This is a genomic window from Acidimicrobiales bacterium (assembly GCA_036399815.1).
Lineage (GTDB): Bacteria > Actinomycetota > Acidimicrobiia > Acidimicrobiales > DASWMK01 > DASWMK01.
On the sequence record DASWMK010000177.1, the window covers coordinates 22,347 to 46,222 of the forward strand.

Annotated in this window: 24 protein-coding genes; 14 read left to right on the top strand and 10 right to left on the bottom strand. The window is 75.4% G+C overall.

The genetic code is table 11. The features are described from left to right. The first annotated feature begins 138 nt into the window (after nt 1-138). The gene (locus VGB14_12870) at nt 139-546 is read left to right on the top strand and encodes a hypothetical protein (protein HEX9993813.1); all 408 of its coding nucleotides are present in this window, start codon (nt 139-141) and stop codon (nt 544-546) included. Beyond that, complete coding sequence (locus tag VGB14_12875) at nt 543-1,283, top strand: hypothetical protein (protein HEX9993814.1); 741 nt, start codon at nt 543-545, stop codon at nt 1,281-1,283. The genes VGB14_12870 and VGB14_12875 overlap by 4 nt, the downstream gene beginning before the upstream one ends. A gap of 1,095 nt (nt 1,284-2,378) precedes the next feature. On the opposite strand, the gene VGB14_12880 is transcribed toward VGB14_12875, so the two are convergent. Genes VGB14_12880 through VGB14_12890 form a run of 3 tightly spaced genes read right to left on the bottom strand, consistent with a single transcriptional unit; the run spans nt 2,379 to nt 5,346 of the window. After that, complete coding sequence (locus tag VGB14_12880; GenBank protein ID HEX9993815.1) at nt 2,379-3,854, bottom strand: terminase large subunit; 1,476 nt, start codon at nt 3,852-3,854, stop codon at nt 2,379-2,381. A gap of 3 nt (nt 3,855-3,857) precedes the next feature. Continuing rightward, on the bottom strand, nt 3,858-4,448 hold the full coding sequence (locus VGB14_12885; GenBank protein ID HEX9993816.1) for a hypothetical protein: 591 nt from the start codon (nt 4,446-4,448) through the stop codon (nt 3,858-3,860). Nucleotide 4,449: 1 nt separating this feature from the next. Next, the gene (locus VGB14_12890) at nt 4,450-5,346 is read right to left on the bottom strand and encodes a phage major capsid protein (GenBank protein HEX9993817.1); all 897 of its coding nucleotides are present in this window, start codon (nt 5,344-5,346) and stop codon (nt 4,450-4,452) included. Between the two features lie 289 nt (nt 5,347-5,635). On the opposite strand from VGB14_12890, the gene VGB14_12895 reads away from it, so the two are divergent. Genes VGB14_12895 through VGB14_12905 form a run of 3 tightly spaced genes read left to right on the top strand, consistent with a single transcriptional unit; the run spans nt 5,636 to nt 7,955 of the window. Then, a complete protein-coding gene (locus tag VGB14_12895) occupies nt 5,636-7,003 on the top strand; it encodes a phage portal protein (GenBank protein ID HEX9993818.1) in 1,368 nt (455 codons plus the stop codon). Continuing rightward, nucleotides 7,000-7,527: a hypothetical protein gene (locus tag VGB14_12900; protein ID HEX9993819.1), complete on the top strand. Its 528-nt coding sequence runs from the start codon at nt 7,000-7,002 to the stop codon at nt 7,525-7,527. Before VGB14_12895 ends, VGB14_12900 begins: the two co-directional genes overlap by 4 nt. After that, nucleotides 7,524-7,955 carry a hypothetical protein gene (locus tag VGB14_12905; protein HEX9993820.1) on the top strand — a complete coding sequence of 144 codons (432 nt, stop codon included), beginning with the start codon at nt 7,524-7,526 and terminating at the stop codon, nt 7,953-7,955. The genes VGB14_12900 and VGB14_12905 overlap by 4 nt, the downstream gene beginning before the upstream one ends. Nucleotides 7,956-8,186: 231 nt before the next feature. Here the strand turns inward: VGB14_12905 and VGB14_12910 are convergent, their stop codons facing one another. Then, nucleotides 8,187-8,315, bottom strand: coding sequence for a hypothetical protein (locus VGB14_12910; GenBank protein ID HEX9993821.1), 129 nt, complete (start codon nt 8,313-8,315; stop codon nt 8,187-8,189). A 182-nt stretch (nt 8,316-8,497) separates the two neighbouring features. Between VGB14_12910 and VGB14_12915 the strand changes: the two genes are divergently transcribed. Next, a complete protein-coding gene (locus VGB14_12915; GenBank protein HEX9993822.1) occupies nt 8,498-9,508 on the top strand; it encodes a serine hydrolase domain-containing protein in 1,011 nt (336 codons plus the stop codon). A 94-nt stretch (nt 9,509-9,602) separates the two neighbouring features. On the opposite strand, the gene VGB14_12920 is transcribed toward VGB14_12915, so the two are convergent. Further along, a complete protein-coding gene (locus VGB14_12920; GenBank protein ID HEX9993823.1) occupies nt 9,603-10,748 on the bottom strand; it encodes a hypothetical protein in 1,146 nt (381 codons plus the stop codon). Between the two features lie 672 nt (nt 10,749-11,420). Between VGB14_12920 and VGB14_12925 the strand changes: the two genes are divergently transcribed. Continuing rightward, nucleotides 11,421-12,200 (top strand): hypothetical protein, encoded by a 780-nt coding sequence (locus tag VGB14_12925; GenBank protein ID HEX9993824.1) that lies wholly within the window; start codon nt 11,421-11,423, stop codon nt 12,198-12,200. A gap of 32 nt (nt 12,201-12,232) precedes the next feature. Beyond that, the gene (locus tag VGB14_12930; GenBank protein HEX9993825.1) at nt 12,233-12,874 is read left to right on the top strand and encodes a class F sortase; all 642 of its coding nucleotides are present in this window, start codon (nt 12,233-12,235) and stop codon (nt 12,872-12,874) included. Between the two features lie 26 nt (nt 12,875-12,900). Here VGB14_12930 and VGB14_12935 read toward each other — a convergent pair whose 3' ends face one another. After that, nucleotides 12,901-13,521 (bottom strand): helix-turn-helix domain-containing protein, encoded by a 621-nt coding sequence (locus VGB14_12935; protein HEX9993826.1) that lies wholly within the window; start codon nt 13,519-13,521, stop codon nt 12,901-12,903. Nucleotides 13,522-13,603: 82 nt separating this feature from the next. Between VGB14_12935 and VGB14_12940 the strand changes: the two genes are divergently transcribed. Further along, complete coding sequence (locus tag VGB14_12940) at nt 13,604-13,960, top strand: VOC family protein (protein HEX9993827.1); 357 nt, start codon at nt 13,604-13,606, stop codon at nt 13,958-13,960. Between the two features lie 2 nt (nt 13,961-13,962). Then, nucleotides 13,963-14,442 carry a DUF1801 domain-containing protein gene (locus VGB14_12945; protein HEX9993828.1) on the top strand — a complete coding sequence of 160 codons (480 nt, stop codon included), beginning with the start codon at nt 13,963-13,965 and terminating at the stop codon, nt 14,440-14,442. Here the strand turns inward: VGB14_12945 and VGB14_12950 are convergent. After that, the gene (locus tag VGB14_12950) at nt 14,420-15,442 is read right to left on the bottom strand and encodes a zinc-dependent alcohol dehydrogenase family protein (GenBank protein HEX9993829.1); all 1,023 of its coding nucleotides are present in this window, start codon (nt 15,440-15,442) and stop codon (nt 14,420-14,422) included. The genes VGB14_12945 and VGB14_12950 overlap by 23 nt on opposite strands. Nucleotides 15,443-15,567: 125 nt before the next feature. Here VGB14_12950 and VGB14_12955 point away from each other — a divergent pair, with 125 nt between their 5' ends. After that, a complete protein-coding gene (locus tag VGB14_12955) occupies nt 15,568-16,428 on the top strand; it encodes a helix-turn-helix transcriptional regulator (GenBank protein ID HEX9993830.1) in 861 nt (286 codons plus the stop codon). 33 nt (nt 16,429-16,461) lie between these two features. Here VGB14_12955 and VGB14_12960 read toward each other — a convergent pair whose 3' ends face one another. Together VGB14_12960 and VGB14_12965 are read right to left on the bottom strand one after the other, a co-directional pair. Next, entirely contained in the window at nt 16,462-16,893 is a 432-nt protein-coding gene (locus VGB14_12960; GenBank protein HEX9993831.1) for a nitroreductase/quinone reductase family protein, read from the bottom strand. Beyond that, nucleotides 16,890-17,606, bottom strand: a complete 717-nt coding sequence (locus VGB14_12965) for a CPBP family glutamic-type intramembrane protease (protein ID HEX9993832.1) — start codon at nt 17,604-17,606, stop codon at nt 16,890-16,892. The genes VGB14_12960 and VGB14_12965 overlap by 4 nt, the downstream gene beginning before the upstream one ends. A gap of 43 nt (nt 17,607-17,649) precedes the next feature. Here VGB14_12965 and VGB14_12970 point away from each other — a divergent pair, with 43 nt between their 5' ends. Further along, the gene (locus VGB14_12970; GenBank protein HEX9993833.1) at nt 17,650-18,210 is read left to right on the top strand and encodes a GNAT family N-acetyltransferase; all 561 of its coding nucleotides are present in this window, start codon (nt 17,650-17,652) and stop codon (nt 18,208-18,210) included. Here VGB14_12970 and VGB14_12975 read toward each other — a convergent pair. Next, nucleotides 18,195-18,443 (bottom strand): hypothetical protein, encoded by a 249-nt coding sequence (locus tag VGB14_12975; protein HEX9993834.1) that lies wholly within the window; start codon nt 18,441-18,443, stop codon nt 18,195-18,197. The genes VGB14_12970 and VGB14_12975 overlap by 16 nt on opposite strands. An 81-nt stretch (nt 18,444-18,524) precedes the next feature. Here VGB14_12975 and VGB14_12980 point away from each other — a divergent pair, with 81 nt between their 5' ends. Together VGB14_12980 and VGB14_12985 are read left to right on the top strand one after the other, a co-directional pair. Beyond that, nucleotides 18,525-21,590, top strand: coding sequence for a BTAD domain-containing putative transcriptional regulator (locus VGB14_12980; GenBank protein ID HEX9993835.1), 3,066 nt, complete (start codon nt 18,525-18,527; stop codon nt 21,588-21,590). Nucleotides 21,591-21,686: 96 nt separating this feature from the next. Next, nucleotides 21,687-23,867, top strand: a complete 2,181-nt coding sequence (locus VGB14_12985; GenBank protein HEX9993836.1) for an MMPL family transporter — start codon at nt 21,687-21,689, stop codon at nt 23,865-23,867. The last annotated feature ends 9 nt before the right edge of the window (nt 23,868-23,876 follow it).

Consider the following 23,876-nt stretch of genomic DNA (forward strand, 5'->3'; position numbering starts at 1 on the left):
TACGCGCAATAGTACCGACGACGGAGGTTCGGCGTGCGGATGGTAAACCGCAGTGGTGAAGATCGAGGCGAGGCGGCGGGAGGGCCTCTCCGGGCAGACCGGCTCACCCCAGAACGGGAAGACGCGTGGTGGCAGTGGATGGACGACACCACCGTCCGGTACCGCCACGTGCCCGACCGGGAGCTGGCCGGGGTCGTGGGCGATCTGTGGGCCTCTTGGCCGCCCGAGGTGGAGGCGGCGTTCCTGGCCTTCGTCGCCCGCCTGCACCCGGTGCAGCAGGCCCGGCTCCACCGGGAGCACCCGTACTTCCGGGCGCGGCTGCGGGCCGTGCGGCGGGCCGCCGCCGAAGTGGACGAGCACCGGGCCGACCTGGTGCGGCGGGCCAAGCGGGGCGACCGGGCGGCGCGGGCCGAGCTGGACGGGTGGACGTGGCCGTGCGACCTGCTGGGCCGGCCGATAGACCGCTCGCCGGCCGGCGTCGAGCGGGGGGCGCAGGCCTTCCGGGCGACGACCGGCTTTGAGCCGATGCCGGACGTGGCGGCGTGACCGTCCGCGACGTGCACGCGCTGTCCGAGCCCGAGCTGGAGCGGGAGATGGACCGGCGGCGGTCCGAGCGGGCGCTGGAGGCGACCGACGACGCCGCGCTCCTGATTCCGGCGGCGAGCGACGCCATGGGCCTGTCTCGCCGGAAGCTGGTCGACGTAGTGCAGTACTTGAGCGAACCGCCGGTCTGGCGGCTGGTGTTCGACAACGGGGCGGCCGTCAACCTGTCCACCGAGGAGCTGTGCTCGCTGCCCAAGGCCCGGGCGAGGATCGCGGAGGCGGCCCGGGAGACGGTGAAGTCCCGGGCGACCGACTGGCTGGGCGTGGCCGACCTGATCATGCGGGCTGCCAGCGACGAGTCCATCGGGCGAGAGGCCACCGACGGGGGCCTGTGCGCGTCGTGGCTGGAGGAGTTCCTGAGCGAGCGGCCCCCGATGGCCGACGAGGACGAGGCCGTGGCCCTCGGCTTCCCGTTCGCCTACGACGGCGACTTGTACGTCCACGGCCCCGCGCTGCGGAAGTGGCTCCACGTGGCCCGGGGCGACAACGTCACCCCTCGCCGCATGGGGGTCGTGCTCCGGGCCGGCGGGTGCGTATCCATGAAGCTCGACCGGCGCCGCCAGGGCGGCGGTACGCGGGACTGGTGGCGGCTGCCCGAGGACGTGGCGCTCGACGTGCCGACGGCCGCCACCCCTAGTACCGCCAGCCGTACGAGCAAAGTCGTGTCCAGGTCGGGGTGATAGGGGTGATAGCGGTGGCACCGCAGGTCAGAGGGGGTGCGTGTTCCACAAGCAGAGGTGGCGTAGAGGTGGATGTAGACAGGGTTAGGGGTGGCGCGCAGGTAGCGGCGCCAGTCGCGAAGGTAGGGGCTGTGCGGCCGGCGTTACTAAGGCCCTTGTGGGAACGGGGGCGCGGCCACACTTGGCGGCGTGGACACGCCGGTGCCGTGCCTGACCTGTGGGACGCCGACGTCGCCCGGGCCGCGCTGCGCCGACTGTGGCAACTACCGCCGGCACGTTCGGTCCAGCTCCGCCCGCGGCTACGGGGGGGCTTGGCGCCAGACCAGCCAGCGGGCGCGCCAGCTCCAGCCGTTTTGCCAGGACTGCGGCGCCACCGGACGGGGAGCTGACCTCACCCTCGACCACCTGCCGGGCGCGTGGGAGCGGGTCCAGCGGGGCGAGCGCCTGCGGCTCGGCGTGGACGTGGAGGTCGTGTGCCGCGCGTGCAACGGCCGTCGCGGCCCTCGGCGCGGCGGGGGGTGACCCGCTTCGCGAGTCTCGTCACGACCGCCCCCCTAGCCCGGAAGCCGAACCCACCCGGCACCGCCGAACGGCCCCCCATAGCATCCGCCGTTGTGACGACGTGGTTGGTGTTCCTAGCGGGCGTTCTCGTCTCCGCGGTACTCACGGTCGCCCAGGTGCTTTGGGGCGACAAATTGAAAGCGTGGTGGTCACGACGGAGCGCGTCTCGGGCCGCCGCTGCGGCGCGTCGGCGGGAACGCCAAGCGCTCGTTGAGGCGACGATGACAGCCGGTAACACCGCGATAATGACTGCCTACTTATTCTCACATCTTACCGCCTTCATTGTTGCGATGCTAGGACAAGTCCTCATCATCATAGTCACGAATACGAGCAACCAATCTGTCATATTGTCTGTCTTTTATGCTATCTCCCTGGGGTTATTTATGGCTTTCGCCTTCTTTTTCCTCCGACGCATTCTCCACGTGTATGTCCGCATACGAAAGAGCTTGTGGGAGGAAGCTCGACGACCCGACTCTCTAAGGAGAGACGAAGAGCCCTCGGAATCTGTTTGAATGCCCTCTACCTCGATCCCCGTCAACGGAACACGTGGACCCGCCCCGAGCGGCGGGGCCGGCTCCGGTGCCAGGCGGCCCTGTCGTGGGCGACGATGGCCGCAACGGCGGCGTCGATCTTGAGCGGCGAGGACTTGGCCTGCTTGTGGACGAGGTCGCCCACCGGCGTGGACCGAGCCCGGCAGTTGTTGACGTGGCGCGCCAGGTCGGCGTTGCCGGCGTGGCTGACCGTCCGGTCCAGAACGGCCTGGTACATGCGGTCGGTCGCCGGCCCCATGCGGCTGCCGACGCTCGTCGGCCACTCGACCACCCGGCCCGGCCACCGGGCCGCCCAGCGGGCGATGGAGTCGCGCCAGCCCCACGGGTCGCAGGCCAGCTCGCGCACGTCCCAGGTGGCGAAGGCCCGCTCCACGGCGGCGTCGACCAGGCTCCGGTCCACTCGCCAGCCCCGGTCGCCCGGGTTCTCCCACAGGCCGACGAGGAACACGTGGGGCGGCGTGTCGTCGTCGCCGAGCGTGCACCCGACGGCCGCCGTGCTATCCCCGCTCGCCGACCCGTCGAAGCCGAGGACGACCGGCGTGCCGGGCGGGACGGTGCGCTCGGGGTCGGCGCACGCCTCCCAGGCGCCGAACGGCAGCCACACGTCGTCGGCGGCCGTCGTCCACTGGCCGAGGCAGTACCGGCGGAACGCCTCAGGCCGGAGCGTGGTGAGCTTCGACCGTACAGCGGAGCGCGAGCAGAAATCGTCCAGGGCCGGCATGGCGGCCTCCCAGGCGGCCTCGTCGGCCACGTCGCACCCGTCGGGGGCGGCGTACTCGACCAGCCGGTGGAGGGCGTCGGGGGCCTCGCGGCGGGCCTTGACTAGCCGCCACATGAGGGAGTCCTCGGAGCTGGCCGGCGTGGAGATGGCGACCACCAGGGAGGCGGGCCGCTTGCCGGCGTAGCCGACCAGTGACTCCCACACGTCCTCCCGGACGTGCCCGAGTTCATCGACCACTACCAGACTCGGGTCGTAGCCCTCCACGGCGGCGGGGTCCGAGGGGAGCGTGAGCACCTGCGCGTCTGTGCCGGGGACGACGAGGCGGTCCCGGTAGACCTGGGTCCGGTCGGCCAGCTCGGGGGAGGCGGCCGTCATGCGGGCGGCCTGGCCGAGGACAATGGCGGCCTGGCGCTCGCCGGAGGCGGCCACGCACAGGACCTCGGCCGAGGGCGGGCCGGCGTGGGCCTCAGCGAGGGCGAGGACGGCGGCCAGGGTGGACTTGCCCTGGGCGCGGGGCAGGGAGAGCACGGCGGTCCACGGCCGGGGGGCGTCGAACAGCTGGCAGGCGATGCGGTGCTGCCAGGACCGGAGGACCAGCGGCTCGCCGACGCCGTGGCCGCGGGGGACGGTGAGGTACCGCTCGGCGAAGGCGGCGACGCGGTCGCCGCCGGCCGGCGGGAGGTCGTCCAGGCCGGGGAGGGGGTCGAGCCGGACGGGGGCCTTGGGGCCGCGCTTCACTGCTCAGGCGGCGACGGAGGCCCAGCGCCGCCGGTAGCGGTCGAGGACGATCCGCTCGGCCAGCGTCCAGCCGGCCCAGGCGCCCCGGTAGACGTTCCCGGCGCGGTCGTCCTGGCTGCCGTAGTTGTGGCCGTCGTGGACGACGGGGCCGCCGTAGGAGCGGTAGTCGTACTGGCCGGGGTTGGGGGCCAGGCGCAGGGCGGCGGCGAGGACGACGGCGGCCAGGTCGCCCGGCACCGTCTCCCACCCGTGGTCGTAGGTGACGGCCACCTCCGCGTCCGGGCCGCCCCAGCCGGCGCCGTCGCGGCGCAGCAGGAGGCCGGAGCGGCGCCAGGCGTAGCCCGACGACGCCAGTGCGGTCCCGTCGACCGACACGGCCGTCACGGCGGTGACCGGCAGCTCGGGGAGGGCGAGCCTCGCCCCGAGGGTGCCGGGCAGGTGCACGGTGTCGTCGGCCACGGCGGTGACGGTCAGGCGCAGGTAGCCCCGGGCCATGTCCGAGGCCATCCGCACGGCGTCCACGGCCCACTGGTCGAGGTCGGCCCCGAAGGCCTCGGCCACCTTCCCCGGCGAGGCGAGGAGGGGGAGGGGCACGTCAGGCAGCGGGCTGGAGGACGACGACGCCCTCGGGGTTCAGGAGGCCCACGTCCCAGCGGGACACGACCCGAATGCCAACCTCGTCGGTCGTGGCGAACGTCTCCCTGAGAATGGCGACCGAGGCGTCGACATCGCGAGCGACGGCAACCTGCCGCATGTCGGCGAGGACCAGCTGGCCAGCCGGTACCTGCGTGCTCACGCGGGCCGGGATGCCGAGGAGGCGCATGGTGGCGGCCTCGGTCGGGTCGGGCTGGAGGAGGTACTGCCCCGTTCCCGGTCCGGCGCCCGAGTCCTCGCGCTGCTTGGCCAGAGTGGTGAAGTCGTCCGGGTGGACGAACCAGACGTTGGGCTCGGCGTTGGCCGCCATGGCGAGGGCGCGGGCGTCGATGAGGTCGTCCACCGTCGGGCCGCCGGCCCCGTAGTCCTCCGACTGCGTCCCGGGCGTGTTGAGGATGCCGAGGGGCGTGTCGTTGTCGCCAGTGCCGGCGATGAAGACGGAGTCGAGGGCGAGCGCAATCCGCCGGACGAGCGCCGAGCGGAGGACGTTCACGACGTCGATCACGGCGTGCCGGGCTAGCTCTGCACTAACGCGGTGGATCACCTTGATAGAGCGGAGGCTCGACGGCAGGAGCACCAGCTCCGAGAACGTGGCCTCCGCCTGGCCGATCGGTTCCGACTCGCCAACCCAATACGTGGCCGAGGCGCCGGTGCCGACGCCGATCGGAAACTCGACCAGCTTGGGGACGCGGATCGGGACGCCACCCGAGGCCGTGAACAGTCGTGGGCCGGAGCGCAGGATGATGCTCTCGGCCATGAGGGGCTCGATCAAGAGCCCGGCCACGGCCTCACGAACGAGTTCAGCTCCGGCGCCGGGGGTGTTGAAGGACGAGGGCACTGCGCGGACCTCCGCGGGTGGTGAGCGGAAGCCCGAGGCCGGCCCGGGCGGGCGGGGCGGCGCGCCTGGCGCCTGCTCCCCGACGAGGCCGCCAGCCCGGTGGAGACGAGGACACCACTGGCGACCCCGTGCGGGGTGCGCTTCGTCGCCCGCCCGGGGGCCGCGGTGCCCAGGTGCTGTGCGCCCCGCGGCCCTCGGTGGGTGAGCGACGGCACCACTGTAGCGACGCCATCGGCTGTGGCGATGGACCGTCCGGTGTCCATCGCTCCTGCCGATCTAGGCTGGCCGGGTGGCGACCGTGGCCGAGGTGACCGACCTGCTCTCCCGCCGGCTGGACGACGCCGGCCCCCGCCTGTCCCGGCTCGACCGCTACTACGAGGGCACTGCGCCTCTCGCGCTGGCCGCCGAGCGGCTGCGAACGGCCAAGCTCTCCGGCCTGGCCGGCCTGACGACCAACTGGCTTCGCTTGGCCTGCGATGCCCTCTCGGAGCGGCTGGAGGTCGTCGGGTTCCGGCTGGCCGGCTCGACCGAGGCCAGCGAGGACGTGTGGAACACCTGGGAGGAGGCCGGCGGGTCCGACGCGCTGGCCCTCGCCCTGCCCGAGGCCCTACTCCACGGCCGGTCGTTCCTGACCGTGTGGGGCGACGAGGCCGGCCGGCCGGTCGTCAGCGCGGAGTCGGCCCACCAGGTGGCCGCCTTCATCGACCCGGCCCAGCGCGGCGCCCGGCGGGTCACAGCCGCCCTCAAGCGGTGGGCCGACCCCGACGCGAAGCTGGCCCGGGCCACCCTCTACCTGCCCGAGGCCGTCTACCGGCTGGCCTCCGAGCGGCCGTTCACCGACGGGATGAGCCTGGAGACGGTGCGGAACTGGCAGACCGTCGAAGTCGTCCGGAACCCGCTCGGCGTCGTCCCCGTGGTGGAGCTGGCCAACCGGCAGCGGCTCATGGGGTCGGGCGAGAGTGAGCTGACGCCGGGCGTCCTGGCTCTCCAGGACCTTCTCGGCCACCTGGTGTCGTCGCTGGCCGTCGGGGCCGAGGCCTACGCGCTCCCGAGGCGGTGGGCCACCGGCGTGGAGGTACCGGTCGATCCCGAGACGGGTGCCGCCATCGACCCGTTCGGGGACGCCGGCCCCGGCCGGCTGTACGTGGTCGAGTCCGAGCAGGCGAAGCTCGGCCAGTTCCCGGCCGCCGACCTGGCCGCCCTCCTGGCCGCCATCGACGCGGCCACCGCCCACCTGCTCTCCCAGGCCGCCGTCCCGCCCCACCTGGCCCTCGGGGCGTACAAGGGCCAGCAGGTGTCGGCCGAGTCGGTGCGGGCCGCCGAGGCCGGCCTGGTGGCCAAGGCCCGCCGCCGGCAGCGGACGTTCGCCCCGCCCGTCGAGCAGGCCGCCCGGCTCGCCCTCCTCGTGCGCGACGGCCGCCTGCCGGCCGGCGCCGAGCGCATGGAGTGCGTGTGGCGCGACCCGAGGACCGAGGCCGAGGCGGCCCAGGCCGACGCCGCGCTGAAGAAGTCTCAGGTGGGCGTGCCGTGGGCGCAGCTCATGGCCGACCTCGGCTACTCGCCCGAGACGGTGAGCCTCATGCGCGCCCAGCGGCGCCAGGAGGCTCTGGACGGAGCCGGCGTGGACGTGAGGGCACTGGAGGCCCTGCTGCCGTGAGGGGACCGGTACAGGCCCTCTCAGAGGCCACGGCGGCCGCCGTGGTCGCCCTCCTCGGCCTCGGCCTGGCGCCGGCCCTCCTCGTCGCCCTGGCCGCCGCCGCCGTGGCCCGGGCCGACGCTCGGGCCTACGCGCTGGCCGACCTGTCGGCCGCCGCCACCCTCACCGTCACGTTCGGCCGCCCCGAGGTCGTCCTCGGCCTGGCCCCGCCGCCCGACGACCTGGAGCGCCTGCACCGGGCGTTCGCCACGCTGGAGGCCGAGCGGGGCGACGTGCCCCGCTGGCAGCGGGTGGCCATGGCCGAGCCGATGAGCGCGGCCCAGGCCGCCTACCTGCTGGCCCTGACCGAGCGCCACGTCAACTGGACGCGGCAGACCGCCCCCGGGGCGTGCGAGCGGTGCCGGGCGTGGGCGGCCACCGAGCCGGCCGAGGGCATCGCCCCCGCCGAACCGTTCTGGCACCACCCCGGCTGCCGCTGCCGGCCCCGCCCCGTCGTCACCGAGCGCCCAGGAGGCCACCCTTGACCGACCAGCCCACCGACCCGACCCCCGGGGCCCCCGAGGCCGACGCCGACCCGCCCGAGGACGCGGACACCTTCCCCCGCAGCTACGTCGAGCGGCTGCGGGCCGAGGCCGCCGACCGGCGCACCGCCGCCCGCGACGCCGAGGCGAGGGCCGAGGCCCTGACCCGCCGCCTGCTGACCGCCGAGGTCGCCCGGGCCGTGGACGGCGTCCTGGCCGACGGCGACGACCTCACCGCCCACGTCCCGGCCGCCGAGCTGGTGGGCGAGGACGGCCTGCCCGACGCCGAGCGGATCAGGGCGGCGGCCGAGGCGCTGGCCGAGCGCAAGCCCCACCTGGCCGCCCGCCGGTTCGGGGAGGCCGACCTCGGGGTGCGCCGCCAGGCCCCGAGCTTCGACCTGGCCGCCGTCCTGCGGGACGCGGCGGGCTAGTGGAGGCCGAGGGCGGCGGCGAGGCCGGCGCGACACAGGCGCGACACAATCCGTCGCCCGCCGGGCAGGTCCGGGGTCAGGGCCGCTGGCATTGCTACCAGCCGTAGGCCCTGGTCAACGCCGGTTTCGGCCCTGGTCACGGCGTGCGCCGAGCCGGTGAGGCCAGAACCCCGCCTACAGGCCGGCTCACCGTCGCCCGCCTGCAAGGCGAGTCGGTCGCTCGGAGGCGGCCTACTTGGTGTTCCAGCCCTTCCGGGCGTCCTTCTGTTGCTCCTGCTTCGCGTGCTTCGCGGCGCGCTTCTCTTTGAGGCTGCGGCTCGGCTTCTTCGGCGAGCTCGACGGTGTCGACTTGCTTCCCATCACCCGAGCGTACGTGGGCACGAAGCGTCGGAGCCGCCGCCCAGGTCGCCGACCACGTGACGCCAGCGGGTGGCGATGACGTCGGTGGTGGCGGCGCGGCGGGCTCGAAGTGGGCGCGTCGACTCGGGACCGGCGCGGTGTGACGACGCCGGCCGAGCCGCGGACGATCTACGGTCCGTGCCATGGACGATCCTGCCGGGGCGCTCGACCGCGCGGCTGCCGAGACCGACTTCTCGGGCGTCGTGCGGGTCGACGTCGACGGCACGGTGGTGCTCGAGCGGGCCTACGGGATGGCGGACCGGGCGCACCGGATCCCGAACACCGTCGACACCCGGTTCGGCATCGCCAGCGGCACGAAGGGCCTGACCGCCCTGACCGTCGTCAGCCTCGTCGAGGACGGACGGCTCGATCCTGCGACGACGGCCCGCTCCCTGCTGGGTGACGACCTGCCGATGGTCGACGACGGCGTGACCGTCGAGCACCTGCTCGCCCACCGGTCGGGCATCGGCGACTACGTGGACGAGGAGTCGGACCTCGACGTGGACGGCTACGTGCTGACCGTCCCGGTCCACGAGCTGGCCACCACCGAGCAGTACGTGCGCGTGCTCGACGGCCGCCCGTCGAAGTTCCCGCCCGGTGAGCGGTTCTCGTACAGCAACAGCGGCTACGTGCTGCTCGCGCTCCTCGCCGAGCGGGCCACGGGCACACCGTTCGCCGACCTCGTGGACGAGCGCGTCTGCCGGCCGGCGGGCATGGCGGCCACCGCCTTCCTCCGCTCCGACGAGCTCCCCGGCGACGCGGCGGTCGGGTACCTCACCCCCGACCAGCCGAGGACGAACGTGTTCCACCTCCCCGTCCGGGGCAGCGGCGACGGCGGCATCTACTCGACCGCGGCCGACGTCCACGCCCTCTGGTCGTCCTTCCTCGCCGGCCGGATCGTGTCGCCGGGCTGGGTCGCCGAGATGGTCCGCCCTCGCAGCGACGTGCCGTCGGAGGGCATGCGCTACGGCCTCGGGCTCTGGCTCCACGAGTCGCGTGACACCGTGCGCCTGGAGGGTTGGGACGCCGGCGTCCGGTTCCGCTCCGAGACCGACCCCGCTCGGCGGTCGACGTGGACCATGCTGTCCAACACGACCGTCGCCCGGGCGTTCTCCCGGCTCCTCGACGAGCTCGTCGAGCAGCTCGTCACCTGACGGGCGGGACCGGTCACCGCGCCACCCTCGGCCCCGGTGGGCGCGCCGCGCTGCTGAGCGCCGCCGGTGAGCGACGCCCCGGGAGCTCGCCGGCTCAGATCCGGTCTGCCGCGAGGACGAGGGTGCGGTCGTAGGCGCTCGGGGTGGGGCGGTAGCTGCCGACGGCGACGAGGTGGCCGGGGCCGGGGGTGGCCACGCCGAGGAGGGTGTTGTCGCCCGAGCCGGCGTTCGGGCTGGGGACCACCCGCCACCCGGTGCCGTCGTACCGGAGGGTGGCCGTGCGGACCACGCCGCCGGCGGTGAAGTCCCGGGCGCCGCCGACGGCCCACACCTCGGTGGGCGACACGGCGGCCACGCCGGTGAGGAAGTTGGTGCCGCTGCTCGTCGCCAGCGGGTCCGGGCTCGGGACGACCGACCACGCCGAGCCGTCCCAGTGCTCGGTCAGAGTGGAGCTGCCGACCCGGCCGACGGCCCAGATGTCGTCGGCCGCCAGGGCCGACACCGCGTGCAGCGAGTCCTCACCGGCGAGCGGCGGGGTGCGCACGACCCGCCACCTGGTGCCGTCCCAGTGCTCCACCAGCGCGGCGTCGCCGTCGTCGCCGGTGCCGCCCACGGCCCACACGTCGTCGGGGGCCAGGGCCACGACGGCGTCGAGGAACCCGCCGCCCGGCGGCTCGGGGGTGGGCACCACCGTCCACGCCGACCCGTCGAAGTGCATGGCCAGCGGGGCGAAGGTGTAGTCCCCGGTCGAGGCGCCGACGGCCCACACGTCATAGGGGGTCACCGAGGCCACCCCCCGCAGCGCGTTGTCGCCCGGCCCGACGTTGGGGGTGGGGGTCGTCGACCACCCGGCCCCGTTGAAGTGCAGGGCCAGGGTGTGGTCCACCGAGCCGGTGAAGGCCCGGCCGACGGCCCACGCGTTGCCGGCCGACGTGCCGTGCACGGCCAGGAGCTCGTTGGTCGACGAGCCGACCGAGGGGCTGCTCACCTGCCGCCAACCGGTGCCGTCGTCGTGCAGGATCAGCGTCCGGTACCGGCCCGACCGGCGGGCGAGGCCGACGGCCCAGGCGTCGTTCGAGAACACCGCCGTCACCGCGTTCAGGCGGTTGAAGTCCCTGCCCGAGCTCGGGCTGGGCACGATCGTCCACGGCGTCGCCGCCGCCGCCGGCGTGGCGACGAGCACCACCACGGCCAGGACGCAGGTCGGCACCACGAGCCATCGCCGGGCGGTGGAACGCATGGTTCGCCTCCTCCTCGAGAAGGACCCGCACGGAGCGCGCCCTCGACGACCTGTCCTACGGCTGCCGCACCGCGAGGGATTCAACAACGCCGCCGATCCGTCGCCGCCCACGGCGACGCGAGGGACGGGCCGCGCCCCGAGCACCCGCGCGCCCGGCGTCTGGGGCGAGCCACGCCGGTGCCCGCCGGAGCGGCGCGACGGTGCACGGCCCCGCCCGTTCGTCGATCAGCTCGTCACCGGGCCACCCTCGACCGCCGTGTCCGCGCCGCGCTGCGACGGGCTGGCGGTGGTCGGCAACGCTGGCGTCGCCGTGGGTCGCCGAGCTCGTCCGCATCACCGCCCGAGGGCCGTCGGCGCGCGCTCGGCCGGTGTCCGATCAGCCGCCCGAGCCGCTCGGGCGGGGGGCGACGGCCGGCTGGTCAGGCCGCGGTGTGCCTGCCTCGTCGCCTGCGAGACGGGGCGCGCCGACGGGCTGGCGCGGCGTCCGGGCAGCGTTTGGTGCGAAATGGCGACCCGCGGGTCGAGGTGATCGTCGGGACATCGGGTCGGATGGGAGAAATCGCGTTGGCCCAGCGCCCGATGGGCAGGACAGGCGCGGCGCGGGGGCGGCGCTGGGCGGCGCAGGCACGAGGGCGGAGCACCAGTCCCACGACGAATCGGAGTTGCACCCTCATGAAGCGCGTCCTCTTCGGCACTGCTGCGGCCGTCGGCCTCGGCCTCGCCCTCGCCCCCGCAGCGTCCGCCCAGGAAGCCGGCCAGCAGCTCCAGGCCGACCTCACCGAGCAGAACGGGTCCGGCGCCCAGGCGACGGTGACCGTGACCGTGAACGGCACGGAGATGACCGTGAAGATCGAGGGCAGCGGCTTCACGCCCGGCGAGTCGCCGCACGCCCAGCACATCCACGGCGTGGTCGGCGGCGACAACAGCTGCCCCACCGCGGCCGAGGACGCCGACGGCGACGGCATCGTCACGACCACCGAGGGCGCCGTCCGGTACGGCCCCATCCTCGTGTCGCTGACCACCGAGGGGGGCATGGCCCCCGACGCCGACGCCCTGGCCGTGGACCGGATGCCGGTCGCCGACGCCAACGGCAACCTGGCCTACAGCCGCACGTTCGAGGTGCCCGCCGAGGTGGCCGACAACATCGACGCCCTCCACGTCGTCCAGCACGGCGTGGACTTCGACGGCAGCGGCGCCTACGACGGCGACCGCGTGAGCGACCTCGACCCGTCGCTCCCGGCCGAGGCCACCGATCCGGCCGACTGCGGCGAGCTCGTCGCCATGCCGACCGGCGGCGTGCAGACGGGCGGCGGCGCCATGGCCGCCCACGACCACGCGACGCACGGCTCGGGCTCGGGCTCGGGGTCCGACGGCACGGTGATCGCCCTGGGCGCCGGTGGCGCCGTCCTCGCTGCCGCCGGTGGCATCGCCCTGCGACGCCGGGCCGCCTGACCACCACGCACTCCACACCGGCGTCCCGCACGATGCGGTTCCGCGCCACCGGCCTCGCGGTCGCCGTGGTGCTCACGGCGTGCGCCGGGAACGACGAGACCGGGGACCGGGCCTCGACCCGGTCCCCCGCCTCGTCGTCCACGTCGGCCCCGGCGCCGTCGTCCACCAGCGTGACGTCGCCGGCCGCCACGCCCACCACCGCCCCGCCGGCGACGGCCGAGGCCGACGGGATGGCGAGCGGCACGCCCGCCCGGGTCAGGATCCCCCGGATCGGGGTCGACGCCCCGGTGGTCGACCTCGGGAAGAACCCTGACGGCACGCTGGAGGTGCCCGACTGGCAGGACGCCGGCTGGTGGGAACGGGGGCCGCAACCGGGTGAGCGGGGCCCCGCCGTCATCGTCGCCCACGTCGACTCCACGGCCGGCCCCGCCGCGTTCTACCGCCTGCGCGAGGTCGTGCCCGGTGACGTCGTCGAGGTCGACCTCGACGGCGGGGGCACGGCCCGGTTCGTGGTCCAGCGGCTGGAGCGCTTCCCGAAGGACGCCTTCCCGACCTTCGACGTGTACGGCCTCACCCCCGGCCCGGAGCTGCGCCTGATCACCTGCGACGGCGAGTTCGACGCGTCCACCGGCCACTACGTCGACAACCTCGTCGTCTTCGCCACCCCGGGCTGACGGCGCCGACGCCCGTCCGGTCCCGGCTATGCGCCGGGCGGGGCGAGGAGCTGGTCGACGAGGGTGTCGGTGAGCCACCGCTCGTAGCGCTCCGGGGGCCAGCCCCGGTCGACGACGAGGAGCCCGTACACCTCGGGCGACATCAGGGCGTGGACGATGTCGCCGGCGTCGCGCTCGCGCAGGCCGGGCCGCAGCGCGCCGGCGCGGGCCAACGAACGGGCCAGCCGGCCCTGGCCCTGTTGGCGCTCGCGGGTCAGGTCGTCGAGCACCGTCGCGGCATCGGGGTCGGAGGCTGCCGCGCTCACGAGGATGCGGTAGATGGGCGCCGTCCTCGAGTTCACCTGGGCGGCGACGGCGACGAAGCCCGCCACCCTGTTCCTCGGGTCGGGGTCGGCGAGGAGCGACCGGACGGGAGGGCGGTCGGCCAGTGGCACGGCCTCGTCGTCGCCGGCGATCGAGACGTCGAGGAGGGCCTTGAGGATCCCGCGCTTGGACGAGAACAGCCGGTACACGGTCGCCGGCGGGACGTCCGAGCGGGCGCTGATGGCCTCGACGGTCGTCGCGCCGTAGCCGCGCTCGGTGAACAGCGCCCTGGCGGCCTCGACCACCGCGGCCCGGGCCAGGCGGGTCCTCGCCTGCGTCGCCACAACATGAGACTAGTACTCTCGATTCGAGAGTAGTACTATCACTTGTGTCCCCGACCGCCGCACCGGCACCCAGGAGCGACCGATGACCACCTCCACGACCCTCGGCATCAGGACCGTCCTCCATCCCGTCGCCGACCTCACGACGGCCAAGGCCGTCTACACCGCCCTGCTCGGCGTGCCCCCCCAGGCGGACGGCCCGTACTACGTGGGCTTCGACGTCGACGGCCAGCACATCGGGCTGGTGCCCCGCGGTGGGCCGCGCGAGATGACCTCGCCGGTGGCGTTCTGGCACGTCACGGACATCGAGGCGACGCTCGCCGCCGTCACCGCCGCCGGCGCCAGGATCGAGGAGCCGGCCCACGACGTCGGCGGCGGTCGCCTCGTCGCCACCGTCACCGACCCGGACGGCAACGTCCTCGGCCTGCTCCAGGACCGATGACGATGGCCACCGGGAAGAAGGCCGCGACGAGCACCACCAAAAAGAAGGCGTCGTCCGGCTTCACGGCCGAGGAACGGGCCGCCATGAAGGAGCGGGCGAAGGAGCTGAAGGAGGAGACCCGCCGCGCCGGCAAGGCGGACGCCGAGGCGGCCGTCGTCGCCAAGATCGCCGAGATGCCCGAGCCGGATCGGGCCATGGCCGAGCGGCTCCACGCCATCGTCAAGGAGAGCGCGCCGGTCCTCGAGCCGAAGCTCTGGTACGGGATGCCGGCCTACGCCAGGGACGGCAAGGTCGTCTGCTTCTTCCAGAGCGCCGACAAGTTCAAGGCGAGGTACGCGACGTTGGGGTTCAATGACGCCGCCCACCTCGACGACGGCCCCATGTGGCCCACGTCCTTCGCGCTGAAGGAGCTGACCGCCGCCAGCGAGGCCTCCATCCGGGCCCTCGTGCAGAAGGCGGTCAGACCGTCAGCAGCGTCTTGACGGCCCGGCGCTCGTCCATGGCCCGGTAGCCCTCGGCGACCTCCGCCAGCGGCAGGGTGAGGTCGAAGACCCTGCCCGGGTCGATCCGGCCGGTCGAGACCCGGTCGATCAGGTCCGGGAGGAACCGGCGCACCGGAGCCGGGCCGCCGTGCAGGTGCACGTGGGAGAAGAACAGCTCGTCGCCGGGCAGGTGCACGTCGTGGGCGACGCCGACGAAGCCGACGTGCCCGCCCGGACGGGTGGCCCGGATGGCCTGGAGCATGGACTCCTGGGTGCCGACCGCCTCGATCACGGAGTGGGCGCCGAGCCCGTCGGTGAGGTCCCTGATCCGGGCGACGCCGTCGTCGCCCCGCTCCTCGACGACGTCGGTGGCGCCGAAGTCCCGGGCCAGCCGCTGGCGGGGCTCGTGGCGGCTCATGGCGATGATGCGCTCGGCCCCGAGCTCGCGGGCGGCGAGGACGCCGAGGAGCCCGACGGCGCCGTCGCCGACGACGGCGACGGTCCTACCGGGGCCGGCCTCGGCGGCGACGGCGGCGAACCAGCCGGTGCCGAGGACGTCGGAGGCGGCGAGGAAGCTCGGGACCAGCTCGGCCGGCGGCACCTCGGGAGTGGCGACGAGCGTGCCGTCGGCCAGCGGGACGCGGGCCAGCTCCGCCTGCGTGCCGATGGCGCCCATGGGCCGGCGGTGGACGCAGGAGCTCTGGTAGCCGGCCCGGCAGATCGCGCAGGTGTTGTCCGACGCGAAGAACGAGCCGACGACGAACTGGCCGGGCTCGATCGTGTGGACGTCGGGGCCGACCGCCTCGACGATGCCGACGTACTCGTGGCCCATCGGCACGGCGCCGTCGACGGCCTCGACGCCGCGGTAGGGCCACAGGTCGGACCCGCAGACGCAGGTCGCCGAGAGCCGGACGATGGCGTCGGTCGGCTCCTCGATGGTCGGGTCGTCCCTCGTCTCGAGCCGGATGTCGCCGGGGCTGTGGAGCACCGCTCCGCGCATGGTCGGTTCCCTTCGGTGGTGGCCGTCCCGAGGATGGCGCGGCGCCGGGCGGCGAGGGAGGCGACGCTGGTGGGGGTGCCGGCAGCCCCTCCTTCCGCTGGGTAGGCCTCCCTACCGTGGCGAACGTGGCCGGGAACGGGGTCAGGGAGTTCCTCACCACCCGCCGCGCCCGGATCACCCCGGCACAGGCGGGGCTCCGGGCCTACGGCGGCCGGCGCCGGGTGAAGGGGCTCCGCCGGGACGAGGTGGCGATGCTCGCCGGGATCAGCGTCGAGTACTACACCCAGCTCGAGCGGGGCGCCGTGGGCGGCGTCTCCGACGACGTCCTCGACGCCATCGGCCGGGCCCTCCAGCTCGACGACGTCGAGCGCACGCACCTCGCCGACCTGGTGCACGCGGCCAAGCAGCGCCCGACCCGGCGGCGGCGACCGCCGGCCCAGGTGCGCCCGGGCGTCCAGCGGGTCCTCGACGCCGTCACCGACGCGGCGGCGTTCGTGCGCAACGGCCGGCTCGACGTCCTGTCGGCCAACCGTCTGGGCGACGCGCTGTACTCGGAGGCGTTCGCCGACCCGGAGCGCCCCGTGAACCTGGCCCGCTTCGTGTTCCTCGACCCGCGCTCGCGCGCCTTCTACCGGGGCTGGGACGGGATCGCCGACGCCGCCGTCGGCAGCCTCCGGGCCGAGGCCGGGCGCGACCCCTACGGCCGCGAGCTGACCGAGCTCGTCGGCCGGCTGTCGGTGCGGAGCGACGACTTCCGGGCCCGCTGGGCGACCCACGACGTCCGCCTCTACGCCACCGGCGAGCAGCGGTTCCACCACCCCCTCGTCGGCGACCTGAACCTGGGCTACGAAGCGCTCGACCTCGTCGCCGACGTCGGGCTCACGCTCGTCGTCTACGCCGCCGAGCCCGGGTCGCCCTCGCAGGACGCGCTCCGCCGCCTCGCCGGGTGGGGAGCGAGCCGGCCGGCGCCCGAGCGCCCTGGCTGACCCGGGGAGGGGGCGCGGACGCGGCCCTCGCGCTCAGCCGGGCGGGCCGGCGTCGCCGGGCGGGTCGAGGTCGATCCTGACCGACAGCAGGTCGGTGCCCATGGCCCGGACCATGGCGGCGTTGACCGGGTGGCCGATCGAGCGGAGGCGGCGGTGGGGGTCGTCGTCGGGCAGGAGGTGGGCGACGCCGGTCCGCCAGGTGCGGCCGACGCGGACGCGGACGTGCGGGTCGGCCTCGATGTTGCGGACGTAGGCGGCGGCGCGGCCGTGCTCGGCGACGATCCAGAACGTCGACCCGTCGGCGGCCAGGCCGTTGCCCACGGGGTTCTGGCGGGGCCGGCCCGAGCGGCGACCGGTCGTCTCGAGCAGCGCGTGGGTGGGCGGGAGGACGCCGAGCCGCAGCGCGAGGCGGACGGGCGGGTTCACCAGGTACTTCTGCACGAGGCGGACGAGGCGGCGCTTCACGACCCGGAGGCCACCAGGCCGGGCAGGTTGCCGCCGGCGTGGAAGGCGACGGGCGCGAGCACGCTGCGGAAGCGCAGCCGGGCCCACAGCAGCAGCACCGCCGTGCCCGCCGGGACGGCCACCTCCCACCACCGGAGCCCGTCGGCGTGGGTGGCGGCGGCGGCGTGCCAGGCGCCGAACGTGACCACGTTGGCGGCCACGACGGCGCGCCCGCCGACCGGGGTCGCCGCCCACAGGGCGAGGAGCACGCTGCGGTGGACGACCTCCTCGCCGGCCGCCGTGCCAAGGACCAGCCGCACCACGGCGAGGCGGGTGTCGCCCGGTCCGGCGACCAGGCCGACGACCGCCCCGCCCACGGCCACGGCCGTCGCCGCCACCAGCCAGGCGAGCGGCTGCGCCCGAGGCGGCTCGGCCGACGGCCAGTCGAGCCCGAGGTCGCGCCAGGTCCACCCCGCCCACCGGAGGGCGGCGAGGCCGGCGGCCGCCAGCGCCGGCACGGCGACCAGGGTGACGGCGTCGTCGTGGCCCAGGCGGCGCCCGGCGACGACGGTGCCATTGCCCCAGGCCACGGCGAGGACGGACGCGACGACGGCGACGACGACGGGCACCCGGACGCCGGCCCGCCCGCGGAGCCGGTCGAGCTCGGCTCGGCACTGCCGGAGCTCGACGGCGACGGCCCGGCGCACCGCCCGCGGCCACGTCGACGGCGTCACCGGCCCATCATCCCAGCAGGACGGTGGAGACTCGGCCGGTCCGGTGTGGGCGACGAGGGAGGCGGCGATGGCGTCGGGCGACGAGACGGTGGTGCGGGACGCCGCGCCGGACGACGTCCGGGCCATCTGTGGCTTCGGGGAGGCGCACGTCCGGGCCCACTACGCGCCGCTGATCGGGGCCGCCGCCGCGGACGAGCAGGTCGCCCGGTGGTGGAACGAGGAGCAGATCGGGGCGGCGGTCGCCGCCGGGCTCGTCGTGGTGGCCGAGGCCGGCGGGGAGGTGGTCGGCGTCGGCCAGCGCGGGCGCCGGGGTGACGACCACGTCGTCTACAAGCTCTACGTCCACCCCGGGCATCGCGACCGCCGGCTCGGCCCGCGGCTGCTCGACGCGCTCACCGGGCAGCTGCCGGCCGACGCCGACCGGCTGTACGTCGAGCACTTCGCGGCCAACGAGCGGGCCGGCGCCTTCTACGAGCGCGAGGGCTTCGCCGTCGACCGGGTGGAGCCGAGCGCCACCGGCGACCTCGCCCTCGGCGTCGTGTGGCGCTCGCGCCCGGTCCCGCCGGGGACCGGCGCAGGGGAGGCCCGTCACCCGGCGACGTGAGCGAGGAGGTCGGCGTCGCCGGGGAACTCGGCGGCGTGCTCGAGGGCGAGGCCGGCACCGCGCTGGCGGTCGCGGCGGGTGGCGGGGCGGGCCTCCCGCCGGGCCCGGCCGGCGTGGTGGCGCGCCGCCGCTCCGTCGCCCCGCTCGACCGCGGCGAGGGCGAGCACGGCGTGCTCGACGGCGCTCGTCGCGGGAGGACGAGGCGCCGGCGCGGCGGGGATCGTTGGCGTCATGGCCCGAGGGTGCGCCCTGCGGCTGACGCCCGGCTGACGCCGGACTGAGAGGTCGGGCCCGGCCGGGGCTACGGTCGCCCGGTGCGCGTCGGGTTGCTGGGTGAGCTCGAGGTGCGCGACGACGACGGTCGGGACGTCGTCGTGACGGGGGCCAAGCTGCGCGCCCTCCTCGCCGTGCTCGCCCTGCACGCCGGCCGGGTGGTCCCGACCGACCAGCTCGTCGAGGCCCTCTGGGGCGAGCACCCGCCGGGCGCGGTGCGCAACGGGCTCCAGGGGCTGGCCTCCCGGCTGCGGCGCACCCTGGGCTCGGCCGACGCCGTCGCCATGCGGAGCGGGGGCTACGCGCTGGAGCTGCCGGCCGACGCCGTCGACGTGCACCGGTACGAGGCGCTCGTCGCCGCCGGCCGGGCGGCGGCCGCCGACGGCGACCCGGGCCGGGCCGTCGCCCTCCTGGCCGAGGCGGACTCCCTGTGGCGGGGCGAGCCCCTGGCCGACTTCGCCTACGAGGACTTCGCGGCCGCGGCCGTCACGAGGTTGTCCGAGCTGCGCCTCGCCGCCGTCGAGGAGCGGCTCGACCTCGAGCTCCGGTGCGGCCGGCACCACGGCGCCGTCGTCCAGCTGGAGGCGCTCGTCGCCGCCCATCCGCTCCGCGAGCGCCTCCGCTGGCTGCTGATGCTGGCCCTGTACCGCGGCGGCCGGCAGGCGGACGCCCTGGCGGCGTTCCAGGAGGGCCGCCGGATCCTCGCCGACGACCTGGGCCTGGAGCCGGGCCACGAGCTGCGGGCGCTCGAGGCGGCGATCCTCGCCCAGGACCGGTCGCTCGACGCCCCGCCGGCCGGCCCCGGCCCGAGCGCCGCTCCGGCGGCGCGGCCCGGTCGCCGCCCGCCCATCCCCGAGGCGCTCACGCCGCTGATCGGCCGCGACGCCGAGCGGCGGGCCCTCGTCGCGCTGGTCGCCGACCACCGCTTCGTCACCCTCGTCGGGCCGGGAGGGGTGGGCAAGACCCGGCTGGCGCTGGAGGTGGCCAGGGCCGCGGCCGGCGACCTGGGCGTCGAGGGCTGCGTGGTCGAGCTGGCGCCGGTGGGCGACCCCGGTGGCGTCCGGGCCGCCGTCGCCGCCGCGCTCGAGCTGCCCGACCCCCGGCGCCTGGCCGAGCTGATCGGCGACCGGGAGCTGCTCGTCGTGCTGGACAACTGCGAGCACGTGATCGACACGGCGGCCGAGGTGGCCGAGGAGCTGTTGCGGCGCTGCCCGAGCCTGCGCGTCCTCGCCACCAGCCGCGAGGGGCTGCGCGTCGGCGGCGAGACGATCTGGCCGGTGCCGCCGCTCGCCGCCGACGACGCCGTGCGCCTCTTCGTCACCCGAGCCAGGGCGGCGGGGGCGCCGCTCGAGCCGACGCCGGAGCAGGCCGCCGTCATCGCCGGCGTCTGCGCCCGCCTCGACGGCCTGCCGCTCGCCATCGAGCTGGCCGCCGCCCGGGCCAGGGCGTTCCCGATCGCCCGGATCGCCGCCCGCCTGGACGACCGGTTCCGGCTGCTGACGGGCGGGTCCCGCACCGCCCTCCCCCGCCAGCAGACCCTCCGGGCCGTGGTCGACTGGAGCTACGACCTGCTCTTCGACGACGAGCGGCGGGTGTTCGAGCGGCTGTCGGTGTTCCCCGGCGGCTGCGACCTGGCCACGGCCGAGGCGGTCTGCGCCGACGGGGACATCGCCGAGGCCGACGTCGCCGACCACGTCCACGCCCTTGTCGACAAGTCGCTGGTCCTCGCCGTGCCGGCCGGCGACGGGCTGCGGTTCACCCAGCTCCAGACCCTCGCCGAGTACGGCAGGGAGCGGCTCACCGAACGGGGCGACGCCGCCCGCGTCCGCGACGCCATGGCCCGGCACTTCGCCCGCCTGTGCGCGGAGAGCGCCGCCGCCTTCACGGGCGACCGGCAGCGGGCCTGGCTGACGGCGATGGACGAGGAGCACGACAACCTCAGGGCGGCGCTCGACTGGGCCGTCGCCGGGGACGACGCCGAGACGGCGCTGACCATCGCCGGCGGCGCCAGCTGGCCCCACTGGCTGGCCGGCCGGGTGATCGACGGCAAGCGCTGGCTCGACGACGCCTTCGCCTGCGGCGGCCCGGCCGACGAGCGGACGGTGGCGCTCGCGCTCACCGGCCGCGGGCTGCTCGACTTCCTGGCCGGCGCACCGGAGCACACCGACGCGGACCTGGAGGCGGCGCTCGAGGTCTTCGGCCGCCACGGGGACGTCGAGTCGATGGCGCTGGCCCACTCCTTCTACGCCGAGCAGGCCGCCGTGCGGGGCGACCTCGCCGAGGCCCGCCGCCGTCGGCTGGTCGTGCTCGACTTCTACGGGCGCTCGCCGGAGGAGCCGTTCGCGATCGCGGCCCGCTCGTACTCGCGGGCGAAGCTGGCCATCCTCGACGGCGACCTCGCCGAGGCCGAGCGCCACTACCGGGCCGCGGCCGACGGGTTCTCCCGGCTCGACCGACCGGTGATGCGGTCGATGACCCTCGACGTGGTGGCCGACTTCGACGAGCGGGCCGGCGACCACGCGGCCGCCGCCAGGGCGTTGGAGGAGGCGATCGCCACCAACGAGTCGTGCGGCCTCCGGGGGTTCACCGGCTCGCTGCTCGCCCGCCTCGGATGGGTGCGCCTGCACGTGGGCGACGTCGCCGGGGCCGGGGAGGCCTACGGGCGGGCGCTCGACGGCGCCCGGCGGATCGGGAACGCGCCGGTCGTGTTCCTCGCCCTCACCGGGATGGCCGTCCTGCACCGGCGCCACGGCCGCGACGAGGCGGCCCGCGCCGCGGCCGAGGAGGCGCTCGAGGTCCACCGCGCCGGGGACCCCCGCCGGTTCCGCAACCGCATCGACCCCCGCAACGAGGGCCGCGCCGCGGCGGCCGCGTGCTGCACCGTGCTCGCCGCCGTCGCCGCCGAGGGCGACGAGCCGGCCCGGGCGGCGACCCTGCTCGGGCGGGCGGCCCGCCTCCGCGCCGACGCCGGCGCCGAGGTGCCCCCGTTCCAGCGGGCGGATCTCGACCGGGCCAGGGCGGCGGCGGTGGCGGCGCTCGGACGCACGGCGTTCGACGCCGCCTTCGACCGCGGCCGGCTGGCCGACGAGGTGCCGGCCGCCTCCTGAGCCGGCCGGCCTCAGCGCCGGCGCGGCCCCGTGTCAGCGCGGCCAGGGATGGTGCTCCCGTCCCGCAGAGCGCGGGGCGAGACGCAGGAGGATCCCGTGAGCGCACTTCTCTACCGCCTCGGCCGCAGCAGCGCCCGGCACCCCTTGCGGGTCCTGGGCCTCTGGCTGGTGGCCGCCGTCGCCATCGTGGCGCTGCAGGGCGCCGCCGGCGGCGAGTTCGACGACAGCTTCCGCGTGCCCGGCGTCGAGTCGCAGCACGCGGCCGACGTCCTGAACGACCGGTTCCCGAGCCGGGGCGGCCAGTCCGCCCGCCTCGTCCTCCACGCCGACGAGGGTCGCCTCGACGACCCCGGCCCCGCCGCCACCGTCGCCCTGGCCCGCCGGCAGCTGGCCGGCGGCCGGGCCGTCGCCGGCGTCACCGACCCGTTCGCGCCGGAGGCCGCCGCCGTGAGCGCCGACGGCCGCACGGCGTACGTGGACGTCGCCTACGCGGTGGACAAGCTGACCGCCGCCCAGCTCGACGACGCCACGGCGGTGGCCGAGCGGGCCGGCGCCGGCGGCGTGCAGGTCGAGCTGACCGGCGCCCTCGCCCAGCTCGCCCAGGACGACCCCAGCAGCGAGCTGATCGGCGTCGGCGTGGCCGTCGTCGTCCTCCTCGTGGCCTTCGGCTCGGTCGTCGCCATGGGGCTCCCGATCGTCACCGCCCTGCTCGGCATCTTCGTCGGCGCCGCCGGCGTCGGGGTGCTGTCCGCCGTCATGGACGTCCCCGAGTTCTCCCTGATCCTGTGCATGATGATCGGCCTCGGCGTCGGCATCGACTACGCGCTGTTCATCGTCACCCGGCACCGCCAGCACCTGCACGACGGCATGAGCGTGGCCGACGCGGCGGGCACGGCCAACGCCACCGCCGGGCAGGCCGTGCTGTTCGCCGGCACCACCGTGGTCGTCGCCATCCTCGGCCTGTTCCTCGCCGGCCTCCCGGCCATCAGCTCCATGGGCGTGTCGGTGGCGCTGGTCGTCTCCGTGGCCATGGCGGCCGCCGTCACCCTGCTCCCCGGCCTGCTCGGCCTGGCCGGCACGAGGATCGACCGGCTGTCGATCCACCGCCGGCGCCGGGTCGCCAAGCCGGCGGGCGAGACGTTCTCCGGCCGCTGGGCCCACCACGTCGGGAGCCACCCCGTCCGCTACGCGATCCTGAGCCTCGCCGCCCTGTGCGCCATCGCCGTCCCGGCCCTCGGCATGCGGATCGGCACGCCCGACGACGGCAACGCCGCCCGGCACACCACCCAGCGCACGGCCTACGACCAGCTGGCCGAGGGCTTCGGCGCCGGGTTCAACGGGCCCATCCAGGTCGTGGTCGAGGTCACCGGGCCGGCCGACCTGGCCGCCGTCGACCGGGTCCACGACGCCCTCCGGGCCGACCCCGGGGTCGCCGCGGTGACGGCGCCGGTGCTCAACCCGGCCGGCGACACCGCCGTCCTCACGGCCAACCCGACCACGGCGCCGCAGGACGAGCGCACCGACGACCTCGTCCACCACCTCCGGTCCGACGTGCTGCCCGCCGCGGTCGACGGCACCGGGGCGACCGTCTCGCTGACCGGCCAGGCCATGGTCACCGACCTCACCGACCGCATCACGAGCCGGCTCCCCGTGTTCATCGCCGCCATCGTGGCGATGTCGTTCGTCCTGCTGATGATCGTGTTCCGCTCGGTGCTCGTGCCCCTGAAGGCCGCCGTGATGAACCTGCTGTCGATCGCCGCGGCCTACGGCGTGCTCGTCGCCGTGTTCCAGTGGGGGTGGGGCAACGAGCTGATCGGGCTCGAGAGCACCATGCCGATCAACCCGTTCCTGCCGCTCATGATGTTCGCCATCCTCTTCGGGCTGTCGATGGACTACGAGGTGTTCCTCCTCACCCGCATCCGTGAGGAGTACGTGGCGTCGGGCGACAACCACGGGTCCGTGGTGCGAGGCCTCTCGTCCACCGCCCGGGTCATCTCGTCGGCGGCGCTGATCATGATCAGCGTGTTCGGCGCCTTCGTCCTGAGCGACGACCCCAACGGCAAGCTGTTCGGGGTCGGCCTCTCCGTCGCCGTGCTCCTCGACGCCACGCTCGTCCGCATGGTCCTCGTCCCGGCGACGATGAGCCTCGTGGGCCGGGCCAACTGGTGGCTCCCCCGCTGGCTCGACCGGATCCTCCCCCACCTCGACCTCGAGGGCGGGCCGCAGGACGCGCCGGGGACCGACCGCGAGCCGGAGCGCGAGCTCGTCGCCGCCTGACCCGGCCCG